General features: G+C 58.7%; 12 protein-coding genes. 6 read left to right on the top strand and 6 right to left on the bottom strand.

The genetic code is table 11. The features are described 5' to 3' along the window. Window positions 1-58: 58 nt before the first annotated feature. Complete coding sequence (locus B0B09_RS08030; protein WP_076659122.1) at window positions 59-961, top strand: DMT family transporter; 903 nt, start codon at window positions 59-61, stop codon at window positions 959-961. A 41-nt stretch (window positions 962-1,002) separates the two neighbouring features. Here B0B09_RS08030 and choV read toward each other — a convergent pair whose 3' ends face one another. From choV to choX, 3 genes are read right to left on the bottom strand one after another with little or no spacing between them, the layout of a single operon-like run. Further along, the gene (gene choV / locus B0B09_RS08025) at window positions 1,003-2,016 is read right to left on the bottom strand and encodes a choline ABC transporter ATP-binding protein (protein ID WP_076659121.1); all 1,014 of its coding nucleotides are present in this window, start codon (window positions 2,014-2,016) and stop codon (window positions 1,003-1,005) included. Further along, window positions 2,013-2,846, bottom strand: a complete 834-nt coding sequence (gene choW / locus B0B09_RS08020) for a choline ABC transporter permease subunit (protein WP_076659120.1) — start codon at window positions 2,844-2,846, stop codon at window positions 2,013-2,015. The genes choV and choW overlap by 4 nt, the downstream gene beginning before the upstream one ends. Before the next feature lie 57 nt (window positions 2,847-2,903). Continuing rightward, window positions 2,904-3,827: a choline ABC transporter substrate-binding protein gene (gene choX, locus B0B09_RS08015; protein WP_076659119.1), complete on the bottom strand. Its 924-nt coding sequence runs from the start codon at window positions 3,825-3,827 to the stop codon at window positions 2,904-2,906. 81 nt (window positions 3,828-3,908) lie between these two features. On the opposite strand from choX, the gene betI reads away from it, so the two are divergent. The 5 genes from betI to B0B09_RS07990 all read left to right on the top strand — a co-directional run bounded on the left by betI (window position 3,909) and on the right by B0B09_RS07990 (window position 8,836). Then, entirely contained in the window at window positions 3,909-4,493 is a 585-nt protein-coding gene (betI, locus tag B0B09_RS08010; protein ID WP_076659118.1) for a choline-binding transcriptional repressor BetI, read from the top strand. Further along, window positions 4,490-5,998, top strand: coding sequence for a choline-sulfatase (gene betC, locus B0B09_RS08005; RefSeq protein WP_076659117.1), 1,509 nt, complete (start codon window positions 4,490-4,492; stop codon window positions 5,996-5,998). Before betI ends, betC begins: the two co-directional genes overlap by 4 nt. A 137-nt stretch (window positions 5,999-6,135) precedes the next feature. Next, window positions 6,136-7,794: a choline dehydrogenase gene (gene betA, locus B0B09_RS08000; protein WP_076659116.1), complete on the top strand. Its 1,659-nt coding sequence runs from the start codon at window positions 6,136-6,138 to the stop codon at window positions 7,792-7,794. 84 nt (window positions 7,795-7,878) lie between these two features. Then, a complete protein-coding gene (locus B0B09_RS07995; protein WP_076659115.1) occupies window positions 7,879-8,523 on the top strand; it encodes a thermonuclease family protein in 645 nt (214 codons plus the stop codon). A gap of 73 nt (window positions 8,524-8,596) precedes the next feature. Beyond that, window positions 8,597-8,836: an HP1242/YdcH family protein gene (locus tag B0B09_RS07990; RefSeq protein ID WP_076659114.1), complete on the top strand. Its 240-nt coding sequence runs from the start codon at window positions 8,597-8,599 to the stop codon at window positions 8,834-8,836. Here the strand turns inward: B0B09_RS07990 and B0B09_RS07985 are convergent, their stop codons facing one another. The 3 genes from B0B09_RS07985 to B0B09_RS07975 are packed head-to-tail and all read right to left on the bottom strand — an operon-like array spanning window position 8,837 to window position 11,998. Further along, entirely contained in the window at window positions 8,837-9,289 is a 453-nt protein-coding gene (locus B0B09_RS07985; protein WP_055294470.1) for an SRPBCC family protein, read from the bottom strand. Window positions 9,290-9,334: 45 nt separating this feature from the next. Beyond that, window positions 9,335-10,735, bottom strand: coding sequence for a helix-turn-helix domain-containing protein (locus tag B0B09_RS07980; RefSeq protein ID WP_076659113.1), 1,401 nt, complete (start codon window positions 10,733-10,735; stop codon window positions 9,335-9,337). Between the two features lie 51 nt (window positions 10,736-10,786). Further along, the gene (locus B0B09_RS07975; protein ID WP_076659112.1) at window positions 10,787-11,998 is read right to left on the bottom strand and encodes a multidrug effflux MFS transporter; all 1,212 of its coding nucleotides are present in this window, start codon (window positions 11,996-11,998) and stop codon (window positions 10,787-10,789) included. Between the last annotated feature and the right edge of the window lie 95 nt (window positions 11,999-12,093).

Raw genomic sequence — 12,093 nt, 5'->3', positions numbered from 1 at the left:
TTCATCCAGCGGTTTTTGCGCGCTTGCCTTTGGTGCGCTCTAGTGCCACGGATAGCGCATGGCATCCCAAGCACAATCGCGCCCAGTTGTGGGCATCTTCTGGATGGTCTTTACCGGCCTGATGTTCGTCGCTGTCACGGCTGTGGTCAAACACGTGGGCGATGACGTGCCCGCCGCGCAGGCCGCGTTTCTGCGCTATGTTCTGGGGCTGGTGTTTTTGTTGCCGATGATCCGGCCCATTCTGGCGGCCCATCTGACGGGCCGGCAGAAAAAGCTGTTCTGGGCGCGGGGGGCTGTGCATACGCTGGCGGTGATCCTGTGGTTTTTTGCCATGGCGCGGATCCCCATCGCGGAAGTCACGGCGATGAATTATCTTTCGCCAGTTTATGTCTCGTTGGGCGCGGCGTTGTTTTTGGGCGAACGCCTTCCGCCGCGCCGATTGACGGCCGTCATCATGGCGCTGATTGGTGCGATCATTATCCTGCGACCCGGTGTGCGTGAGGTGGAAATCGGCCATATCGCGATGCTCGGCACGGCCGTGTTTTTTGCGATCGGCTACCTGATCGCCAAGCAGTTGTCGGGCGAAGTATCGGCCCCTGTCGTTGTCGGCATGCTGTCGATCACAGTGACCGTGGGCTTGGCCCCTTTTGCTTGGGCCGTCTGGGTGACGCCGACGCTGTCGCAAATGGGATGGCTGTTTCTGGTGGCCTGCTTTGCCACGGCGGGGCACTATTCCATGACGCTGGCTTTTGCCGCCGCACCGCTGACGGTGACGCAACCGGTGACGTTCCTGCAACTGGTCTGGGCGGTTTTGCTCGGCGCTGTCGTTTTCGGTGAGGCCATGGATGGTTGGGTCATCTTCGGTGGTGCTGTGATTATGGCCTCGGTCAGTTTCATCACGTGGCGCGAGGCTGTGGCGCGGCGTAACATCACGCCTGCGGTACCTGCGACAAAGGTGTGATGCCTCCGGCGGAAGTTTGAAGGGACATGGAAAATATCGGATCAGTCCGCTTGGGGACTGAGCCTTGCGATAAGCGAGCTTTGTGTCACCACCCCAATCGGCGCACCGTTTTCGGTAACTTGCAGGCCGGTTCCGTCAATCTGGTCAATGATCGCCTGCACCGGTGTTTCCACATCAATTGCAATACCCTCTGCGGTCCCATCGGTCATCACATCGCGTGCGGTCAATACGCCCAGCGGGTTCATATGGGCGACGAATTCGGCCACATAGCCATTGGCGGGATTGGTGAAAATATCGCGCGGGGTGCCACATTGGACAATCCGCCCGCCTTCCATGATCGCGATGCGATTGCCGATCTTGAAGGCTTCATCCAGATCGTGGCTGACAAAGATAATCGTGCGCCCGCGTTGTTTTTGCAGTTCGAGCAGCTCATCTTGCAGCCGCGTGCGGATCAGCGGATCAAGCGCCGAGAAAGGTTCGTCCATCAGCAGGATCGGTGCATCGGTGGCAAAGGCGCGTGCAAGCCCCACGCGCTGTTGCATGCCGCCCGAGAGTTCGCCCACCAGCGCATCGGCGCGGTCGGCCAGCCCCACCATCTCAAGTTCCTGATCGACCCGGGCACGTCGTGCGGCGGGCTCCATCCCCGCCAGTTCAAGCCCGAGGCCCACGTTATCGCGCACGGTGCGCCATGGCAGCAGGCCGAATTGCTGAAACACCATCGAGACGCTTTCGCGGCGCACACGGCGCAAGTCCGCCTCGGAGCTATTGCCGACACTGCAGGTCCAGTCGCCGTCGAAAATGCGGACTTCGCCACGGATCACGGGGTTCAGGCCGTTGACGGCCCGCAACAGTGTGGATTTACCTGACCCCGACAACCCCATCAGCACAAGAATTTCGCCCGCCGCGACATTGAGCGAGCAATTATGCACCCCCAAAATCTGATCGGTTTTTTCGCGAATTTCGGGGCGTTCCAGACCTTGATCCATCAAGGGCAGGGCGGTTTCCGGCCGTGCGCCAAAGACGATCGAGACGTTATCAAATTCAACAGCATTCATTTCGATTTCACCCGCAGCATCCGGTCCAGCATGATGGCGACCACGACGATCACAAAGCCGCTTTCAAAGCCCAGAGAGGTGTTCACCGTGTTCAGCGCGCGGATCACCGGCACGCCAAGCCCGCTGGCCCCGACCAAGGCCGCGATCACGACCATCGACAGCGACAGCATAATCGTCTGGTTGAGCCCTGCCATGATTTGCGGCAGGGCGGAGGGCAGTTCGACCTTGAAGAGTACCTGCCGTTTGGTCGCGCCAAAGGCTTGGGCGGCTTCCAAAAGTGGCGTAGGGGTCGAGGAAACGCCCAAATAGGTCAGACGGATCGGGGCAGGGAGAACAAAGATCACCGTTGCGATCAGGCCGGGCACCATGCCGATGCCGAAGAAAACAATCGCGGGGATCAGATAGACAAACGTGGGCAGGGTTTGCATCAGGTCCAGCACCGGCACCATCGCGCGGTAAAGGCGCGGGCGATGCGCGGCGGCAATCCCCACAGGCACCCCAATTCCCATGCAGACGACGCAGGCCGAGAGCACAAGCGTCAGCGACTGCATCGTCTCTTCCCAGTAGTCCTGGTTCAGGATGAACAGGAATCCAACCACGATGAAGAGCGGTGTTTTCCAGTTACGTTGCAGCAACCACGTGAGCGCAGCAAAGGCGGCGATAATAAAGAACGGATGCGGTGTTTCGAGCACCCAGAGGATCGCATCGATCAGCGCTTCCATCGTGTCGGACAGCCAGTCAAAGAAAAAGCCGAGGTTGTTGTTCATCCAATCAAAGATGGATTTCGCCCATGCTCCAATCGGAATTTTGTTCTCCGTCAGCCAGTCCATGCCGCACCTTCCGTCTTAAATGCGACAGGCCCCGCGTGGGGGCCTGTCAAAACCGTCTTACATGCCCAAGGCGGCGTTCACGGCTGTGACCGCATCACCACCGTCCTTGGTGGTGACACCGTCAAGCCAGGCCACATAAGCATCAGGGTTTGTTTTCAACCAAGCCGTTGCGGCATCCGCAGGATCGGCTCCGTCATTCAGGATGGCACCCATGATCTCGTTTTCCATGGCGAGCGAGAATTCCAGGTTGTTCAAAAGCGTGCCGACATTCGGGCAGCTTTCTGCGTAACCTGCCGAGGTGTTGGTGAACACGGTCGCGCCACCAAGGTTGGGGCCGAACCAGTCATCGCCGCCTTCGAGGTAGGACATATCGAAGTTAGCGTTCATCGGGTGGGGTTCCCAGCCCAAGAAAACAATCGGCTCATCGCGGCCAGAGGCGCGGTCAACCTGCGCCAGCATACCCTGCTCGGAACTTTCGACGACTTCAAAATCGCTCAGGCCGAATGCATCAGCCGCAATCATATCCATGATCAGGCGGTTGCCGTCATTGCCGGGTTCGATGCCATAGATCTTGCCGTCCAGCGCATCTGCATTTGCCGCGATATCGGCAAAGGTGGCGATCCCCATGTCCGCGGCCGCGCGGTTCACAGCAAGCGTATATTTGGCACCTTCAAGGTTCGCGCGGACCGTATCGACTGTGCCTGCTTCGCGGTAAGGTGCGATATCGGCTTCCATGGTGGGCATCCAGTTGCCAAGGAACACATCCACATCGCCTTCGGCCAGCGAGATATAGGTCACAGGCACGGAAAGCACCTTGATGTCGGTGTCATAGCCGAGCGCTTCCAGCACCACAGTTGTCGCGGCTGTTGTCGCGGTAATATCGGTCCAGCCCACATCAGAGAAGGTGACGGTGTCACAGTCCGCCAAGGCCGGCGCGGCCGCGCAGATCGCCAGCACGGAAAGGGTTGATTTCAGTTTCATATCGTTCTCCCAGTTTTTTCTTGATTGACGAGTCAATAAAGAACCAATTATCTGCTCGGACACACCCATGAAGAGGAAAACATGCCCAAGCTTGGAATGGAGCCTATCCGCCGCGCGGCCTTAGTGAAAGCCACGATTGACGAAATCGGTGCTGTCGGAAATCTGGACGTGACGGTAAGCAATATTGCCAAGCGTGCGGGCATGTCGTCAGCGCTGGCGCATCACTATTTTGGCGGCAAGGAGCAGATTTTTCTGGCCGCCATGCGCCACACGCTCTCGGACTACAGACATGAAGTATGCAGCGCGCTGAGGCAGGCCAAAGGCCATAAAGAGCGGCTTGAGGCGATTGTTCGCGCGGGGTTTACTGCAAACAATTTCCAGCCCGAGGTGATTGCCGCATGGCTGAATTTCTATGTGCTGGCGCAGACCTCCGCCAATGCCCATGCGCTGCTGCGCATTTATCAAAGACGGCTTCACAGTAACTTGCTGCACGATCTGCGCCCGCTTATTGGCGATCGCGCCGAAGGGGCCGCAACACGAATCGCTGCACTGATCGACGGGCTCTATCTACGGCAGGGACTTTCGCGGATGACATCCGAGCAATCAGATGCCACGCGACAGGCGCTTGCTCTTTTACACATTGAACTGGCGGGACGGACCCAATGACACACCCCAACATCCTGATCATCATGGTTGACCAGTTGAATGGCACGCTGTTTCCCGATGGGCCTGCCGATTGGCTGCATGCACCAAATCTCAAGGCGCTGGCGGCACGGTCAACACGCTTTGCCAACGCCTATACGGCCTCACCGCTCTGCGCGCCGGGGCGGGCATCATTCATGTCGGGGCTCTTGCCATCGAGGACGGGTGTCTATGACAATGCTGCCGAATTTGCCTCTTCAATCCCGACCTATGCCCATCACCTGCGGCGTGCGGGCTATCAGACCTGCCTGTCGGGCAAGATGCATTTTGTCGGCCCGGATCAGATGCACGGCTTCGAGGAACGTCTGACAACTGACATCTACCCCGCTGATTTCGGTTGGACCCCTGACTATCGCAAACCCGGAGAGCGGATTGATTGGTGGTATCACAACATGGGATCTGTGACAGGCGCGGGTGTGGCCGAAATCACCAACCAGATGGAGTATGATGACGAGGTCTGCTATAATGCGACACGCAAGCTGTATGACCTGTCACGCGGACATGACGCGCGGCCCTGGTGCCTGACGGTCAGCTTTACGCACCCGCACGATCCTTATGTGGCGCGCAAGAAATACTGGGACCTTTACGCAGACTGCGCCCATTTGATGCCACAGGTCGGACCAATCCCCTACGCCGATCAGGATGCGCATTCGCGGCGGATCCTTGATGCCAACGACCGTGACAACTTCAAGATCACGGATGACGATATCAGGCGCGCGCGCCGCGCCTATTTCGCCAATATCTCCTACCTGGACGACAAGATCGGAGAGATACTGCAAACGCTTCAGGACACGCGGCAAGAGGCGACAATCGTCTTCGTGTCGGATCACGGCGATATGCTGGGCGAGAGGGGGCTGTGGTTCAAAATGTCCTTCTTTGAAGGCTCTGCACGCGTCCCCTTGATGATCGCGAGCCCTGATATGGCACCGGGCCTGAACACGACCCCTGTCAGCACAATCGACGTGACGCCGACGCTCTGTGCACTGGCAGGCGTCGATATGTCCGAAGTTGCCCCTTGGACCACCGGCGAAAGCCTTGTGCCTCTCGGTCAAGGCAGCACCCGCGACGCGCCTGTCGCCATGGAATACGCGGCCGAAGGCAGCGAAGCGCCCTTGGTCTGCCTGCGCTATGGCAAATGGAAATACACCCGCTGCGCGCTGGACCCTGATCAGTTGTTTGATCTGGAGGCAGATCCGCACGAACTGATCAACCTCGCAGACGCCCCGGCCCATCAGGGCACGCTTGCACAACTGCGCGCCAAATCCGAAACGCGCTGGGACTTGGCCCAATTCGACGCAGCCGTGCGCCAATCCCAAGCCTGCCGCTGGGTGGTCTATGAAGCCTTGCGCAACGGCAATTATTACCCGTGGGACTACCAGCCGCTGCAAAAGGCCTCCGAACGCTACATGCGCAATCATATGGACCTGAATGTGCTCGAAGAGAACCAGCGCTTCCCGCGTGGTGAATAACCGCGTCTTTCCATGTCCTTTCAAACTTCCGCCGGAGGCTTCTGCCCTATGCTCCATGATACCAACACCCGCTCATCACGCGCTTGCGCGCATTCTTCGCCCCGCGACGAGCGCCGTCAGGCGCAAGGAGCGCGCTGATGCAGGCTGATTATGTCATCGTCGGCGCAGGCTCTGCTGGCTGCGCCATCGCCTACCGTCTTGCCGAAGCAGGCAAGCAGGTCCTTATCATCGAATATGGCGGCTCCGATGCAGGGCCGTTCATCCAGATGCCGGCGGCACTCTCTTATCCGATGAATATGTCGCGCTATGACTGGGGCATGAAATCCGAGCCCGAGCCACATTTGGGTGGGCGGCAGTTGGTCACGCCACGGGGCAAGGTGATCGGCGGATCTTCCTCGATCAACGGCATGATCTATGTGCGCGGGCACGCATGCGATTATGACTATTGGGCAGAAAGCGGTGCGCACGGCTGGTCCTATGCCGATGTGCTGCCCTATTTCAAACGGATGGAGCATTGGCACGATGGTGGCCATGGCGGTGATCCGGCATGGCGCGGCAAAGACGGGCCGCTGTATGTCACCCGCGGCCCGCGCAAAAACCCCCTCACACGCGCTTTTGTCGAAGCAGGGCGTCAGGCGGGCTATCCTGTCACAGATGACTATAACGGCGAGCAGCAGGAAGGGTTCGGACCGTTCGACGCCACCATTTACAAAGGCAAGCGCTGGTCGGCGGCAACGGCCTACCTGCGTCCTGCGCTCAAGCGTCCCAACTGTAATATCACCCATGCGCTGGCGCGGCGCATCGTGATCGAGAATGGCCGCGCCGTCGGGGTTGAGGTCAGCCGTGGCAAGAAGATCGAGGTGATCAAAGCCAATAAAGAGGTCATCATCGCGGCCTCGTCACTGAACTCACCCAAACTGCTGATGCTTTCGGGCATTGGCCCCGCCGCACATCTGGCGGAGCACGGGATTGAGGTCATCGCCGACCGCCCCGGTGTCGGCCAGAACCTGCAGGACCATCTGGAACTTTACATCCAGCAGGCCGCGACAAAACCGGTCTCGCTTTTCGCGCATTGGAATATCCGCGGCAAAGCGAAAATCGGGCTGGAGTGGCTTTTGTGGAAAACCGGCCTTGGCAGTTCGAACCAATTCGAGAGCGCAGGTTTCATCCGCTCCAAAGCGGGCGTCAAATATCCCGATATCCAATACCATTTCCTGCCGATTGCCGTCAGCTATGATGGCAAGACCGTCCCCGAAGGCCACGGGTTTCAGGCGCATGTCGGGCCGATGCGATCCCAATCGCGCGGGCAGGTCACGTTGCGGTCAGCCGACCCGAATGATCACCCGAAAATCGAATTCAATTATATGTCCCATCCGCAGGACTGGGAAGACTTCCGCACCTGTATCCGCCTGACCCGCGAGATTTTTGCGCAACCGGCATTCGATGAATTCCGTGGCCATGAAATCCAACCGGGTGATGCGGCCCAAACCGATGAAGAGCTTGACGCCGTGATCCGTGAACACGCTGAAAGCGCCTATCACCCCTGCGGCACCTGCAAGATGGGCGACCCCAGCGATCCGATGGCGGTGGTCGATCCTGAAACCCGTGTGATCGGGGTCACGGGTCTGCGCGTGGCGGATAGTTCGATCTTTCCGCGTGTCACCAATGGCAACACCAACGGGCCTTCGATCATGGTTGGCGAGAAGGCGGCAGATCACATCCTGCAACGGCAACCTTTGGCGCCCGCAAATGATCAGCCGTGGATCCATCCGCACTGGGAAACGCAGCAGCGGTAAGAAACCTGTGACATGTTAACACTCTTTTAACCTTTATCCCCAATCGGGCTTGAAGCAGGGCTTAACTCTTCTCTAACTCAGAGAATGTTTCGCTTGTTGACCCTTCTTGTGGCGCTCTGTGCCACTCCAGCGATGGCGGCCCCCAACGGCACGGTCCGCGTGATTGATGCCGACACAATCGACGTGGGCGGCACACGGGTGCGGCTTTTCGGGATTGATGCGCCGGAAATGGGGCAACCCTGTTCGGCGGACGGGCGGCAGTGGGATTGCGGCGCCTGGACCCGCGATGCGGTGCGCAATCGTTTTGAAGGCACCTATGCCCGCTGCCAACAGCGCGACATCGACCGTTACGGCCGCGTCGTGGCGCAATGTACGGTCGACGGGCAGGACATGGGCCAGTTGATTGTCTATTCCGGCATGGCCTGGGCATTCCGGCGCTATTCCGAAACCTATGATCTTGATGAAAAGGCTGCCGCGATTGCGGAACGCGGGCTTTGGGCCGTGGACGTGCAGATGCCATCCGATTTTCGCGCCACCCAATTCGCAGATGATCCGGTGCCGAACCGGAATTGCGCGATCAAAGGTAATATCTCGTCCTCGGGTCGTATCTATCACATGCCCGGACAGGAACATTACAACCGCACCCGTATCAACCCCGCCAATGGCGAGCGTTGGTTCTGTACGCGGGCCGAGGCCGAAGCCGCAGGTTGGCGCGCGGCCCGCCGGTAGTTGATCCGGATCAATGAAAGCCGCGCTCGGGAACGCTAGGATCACAGTGACCAATCAACAAAGGATCATTGTGATGTCGCACACCCCGCACGAACTTATTGAAGAGTTTCCAAACCAGATCGTAGCAATGCAATCGCTCAAGGAAAATGATGCACATTTCGCCAAGATTTACGAAGAATACCATGCGCTGAACCGCGCGATTCATCGGGCCGAAACAGATGTCGAACCCACGGATGATCTGCACATGAGCGAGATGCGCAAACAGCGAATGTTACTGAAGGATCAGGTCGCGGCGGCGCTCCGGGCGGCCTGATCAGGCTGCTTCACCGTCTTCGACGGCGTTCTGAAAACGTTCAAAGAATTCGTCCGCCATCTTGCGGGCGAATCCTCCGATAATCCGGCTGCCCAATTGCGCCAGTTTACCGCCCACTTTCGCCTCGACGTCATAGGTCAGTTCGGTGCCGCCCTCGACCTCGGTCAGCACCACATCGGCCCCGCCTTTGGCAAATCCGGCAACGCCACCTTTGCCTTCGCCGGTGATGGTATAGCTCTTGCCGGGCACGACATTTTCCAAGGTGACTTCGCCTTTGAACGTCGCCTTTACGGGCCCGACCTTTTGTTTGACGACTGCGGCAAAACCTTCTTCGGGCGAACCGGTCAACTCTTCACATCCCGGAATGCAGGCCTTGAGTGTTTCTGGTGAGTTGAGATGTCTCCATACCGTATCAATATCGGCGGCGATGACTTTTGAACCTTTCAGTTCCATGAGCGTTCCTCCCTGAATGTGATCATAGCAGCGGGAATGCGTCGTTTAGTCAAGCTGATAGGGCAGGATGCCGCGACGGTCGGGGTCAACGCGCAATTGCCGTTCCAATGGTGGCACAGAGCGTTGATGGCAGTTCCGCCGCTCACAAATCCGGCAGGAAATCCCGATTGGCGCATAGGTCTCGGCGGCGCCAAGATCCATGTGGTCGGCATAGACCAAGGCGGGTGCATGTTTCACCTCACAGCCCAGCCCGATGGCATAGCGGCGGGTCGGGACATTATAGGCACCGCCCGATTTGCTTACATCCCGCGCAAGGCAGAAATAGCGCACGCCATCGGGGGTTTCGGCCAATTGGCGCAGGAATTGTCCGGGCAATTCGAATGCCTGATGCACGTTCCACAGCGGACACGCCCCGCCGTAGCGTGCAAATTGCAGGGTTGTGGCCGAGTGCCGTTTCGTGATCGTGCCCGCCTGATCGACGCGGACAAAGAAGAACGGGATGCCTTTGGCACCGGGGCGTTGCAGCGTGGACAGCCGGTGGGCGACCTGTTCGATGGATGCGCCAAACCGCGCTGAAAGAACCTCAAGATCGTGCCGCGTGGCTTGAGCCGCGGACAGGAATGCGCCATAGGGCATCAGCGCGGCCCCTGCGAAATAATTGGCCAGCCCCACTTTGGCGATGCTGCGCGCCTCGTCCGATTGAAAGCGTGCAAGGTCAAGCGTGGCTTCCAGCAGCGGCTCTTGTGCGATCAGCGCCAGTTGCAGCAAAAGCTGAAAGGTCTGTGTGGCGTGACTGGCATATTGCGAGATCGTCAGGGTCTTGGTTGCCGGATCAAAGTGCCGCATGTCGGCGACATCCTTGAACACGGTGGTAATCCCGTGACTGTCCAGCATGCGCACGGCGGCATCTGCCATTGCCTCGCCGGGGGTTGTGCGGCTGGCGAACCGTTCGGCGGCGCGGTCGACGGCATCAATATAATTGTCGCAATAATGAAAGAAATCGCGCACTTCTTCCCATGGGCTGGGGCGCAGGCGGGCGTCTTCGCGGCCCAAGGCCTCGTCCAATGATGCCAGCCGTTCGTGGGTCTGGCGGTATGCGGCGTGCAGATCAAGAAAGGCGCGCGCAAGAGCAGGGGCGTTCGCCGCCGCAAGGCGCATATCCGCGAGCGCAGGGGCAGGGCCGGTAAAGACCGGATCGGCCAGCGCCTCGCGCATATCGCTGACAAGGCGGGCCTCGTCACCCGATTGCAGTTCGGTTACGTCAAAGCCGAATTCCTGCGCCAACCCCAGAACAACCGCCGTTGAAACCGGCCTGTTGTTGTTTTCCATCTGGTTCAGGTAAGGCAGCGATACCCCGAGTTTTTCGGCAAAACTCTTTTGCGTCAGGGACAGCCTGCCACGCAGTTCACGCAGTTTTGCTCCGGCATAAAGTTTCTGAACAGCCATATCGCACCTTTGCAAGTTTGCTAAATCACATTAGCCACTGCAAAGGACGCGTCAAGCGATGCGGCGTTCCCGCCAGACGACAAATAGCACCGACAGCATGGCCAAAACCGACACGCCAAGCATCAGCAATTGCAACGGCAGTGTGCCGCTTTCTACGGTGAGGATGCCGCCCGCGAATTGCGAAAGCGCAGCCCCGCCGCCGATCATGATGGCCCCGCCAAGCCCGCTTGCCGTTCCTGCCAGATGCGGGCGCACCGAGATGGAGCCTGCCATCACGTTGGGCAGCGTCATGCCGTTGCCCAAGCCAAGGAAGACGCAGAACCCGAAAAAGTTGAGGGGATGAACCACGTCTGCCAAGGTCAGGATGGCCGAGATGCCAAGACCGGCAATCGTGATCGCTGTCCCGATCAAGGCCATACGGTTGATGCCAAACTGCACTGAATACCGTCCCGACAGGAAATTGCCGAAAGCATAGCCAAGGGCGGGTGCGCCAATCGCGATCCCGCTCCATACCGGTGAAAGGCCGAAAATCTCGGAGGCGACGAAGGATGCGCCACCCAACAGGGCAAAAAACGCGCCCGAGCCGAAGGCCGCGCAAAGCACGTAGCCCCAAAACCGCGGTGAACGCAGGAGTTCGGGATAGGAGGCAAGCTGGTCACTGAAGCTGGTGCCTTTGCCTGCAACGGTTTCACCCAAGTCGAAATAGCATAGCGCGAATGTTGCCATGCCGGCGAGGGCCAGAAAAACAAAGGTCGCATGCCAATCGAAGGCTTGTTCCAGCGCGCCGCCCAGCATCGGGCCCAGCATCGGAACCAGCGCCATACCCATCGTGACATAGCCGATCATTGAGGCGGCTTGATCCTCGGGAACGATATCGCGCACGATCGCACGTCCCAGCGCCATGCAGGTCGCGACAGCGGCTTGGATAATGCGGAAGAATAGAAATGTCTCGACTGTGGTCGCCATCAGCGCGCCAATGGTGGCAAGCACGAAGATAAGCAGCGATCCCAACACCATCACCCGCCGCCCGAAGCGATCAGAGATCGGGCCGACGAAGACCTGCAAGACAGCCGTCGCCGCCAGATAACCCGACAGGGAAATCTGCATGATGGCATAGTCAGTGTTAAAATAGGTCGTCATCGTTGCCAGTGACGGCAGGAAGATTGACATATTCAGTGCGGACATGCCGGTAATCAACACAAGCGTGATGATATGCGGTGGTGTAGTGCGATCCAGAAAGCGGATCATCGGAAGAGAAGCCATATCTGTGATCTAGGCCTCTGGTCAGGTCTTGTCCATCGCTGCGGGACAAAGCGCCGGAATTTTCTTTGATTTGCAGATTTGCATAAATTGGAATT

It is taken from the genome of Yoonia rosea, assembly GCF_900156505.1.
Taxonomy (GTDB): Bacteria; Pseudomonadota; Alphaproteobacteria; order Rhodobacterales; family Rhodobacteraceae; genus Yoonia; species Yoonia rosea.
The sequence above is the reverse complement of the archived record's forward strand: the minus strand, read 5'-3'. Positions and strand labels throughout refer to the sequence as shown.

Bases quoted from the DNA above. Each gene is read 5' to 3' on its own strand.
- B0B09_RS08030 (WP_076659122.1), top strand. From the start codon at position 59: ATGGCATCCCAAGCACAATCGCGCCCAGTTGTGGGCATCTTCTGGATG.
- choV (WP_076659121.1), bottom strand. From the start codon at position 2,016: ATGAATGCTGTTGAATTTGATAACGTCTCGATCGTCTTTGGCGCACGG.
- choW (WP_076659120.1), bottom strand. From the start codon at position 2,846: ATGGACTGGCTGACGGAGAACAAAATTCCGATTGGAGCATGGGCGAAA.
- choX (WP_076659119.1), bottom strand. From the start codon at position 3,827: ATGAAACTGAAATCAACCCTTTCCGTGCTGGCGATCTGCGCGGCCGCG.
- betI (WP_076659118.1), top strand. From the start codon at position 3,909: ATGCCCAAGCTTGGAATGGAGCCTATCCGCCGCGCGGCCTTAGTGAAA.
- betC (WP_076659117.1), top strand. From the start codon at position 4,490: ATGACACACCCCAACATCCTGATCATCATGGTTGACCAGTTGAATGGC.
- betA (WP_076659116.1), top strand. From the start codon at position 6,136: ATGCAGGCTGATTATGTCATCGTCGGCGCAGGCTCTGCTGGCTGCGCC.
- B0B09_RS07995 (WP_076659115.1), top strand. From the start codon at position 7,879: ATGTTTCGCTTGTTGACCCTTCTTGTGGCGCTCTGTGCCACTCCAGCG.
- B0B09_RS07990 (WP_076659114.1), top strand. From the start codon at position 8,597: ATGTCGCACACCCCGCACGAACTTATTGAAGAGTTTCCAAACCAGATC.
- B0B09_RS07985 (WP_055294470.1), bottom strand. From the start codon at position 9,289: ATGGAACTGAAAGGTTCAAAAGTCATCGCCGCCGATATTGATACGGTA.
- B0B09_RS07980 (WP_076659113.1), bottom strand. From the start codon at position 10,735: ATGGCTGTTCAGAAACTTTATGCCGGAGCAAAACTGCGTGAACTGCGT.
- B0B09_RS07975 (WP_076659112.1), bottom strand. From the start codon at position 11,998: ATGGCTTCTCTTCCGATGATCCGCTTTCTGGATCGCACTACACCACCG.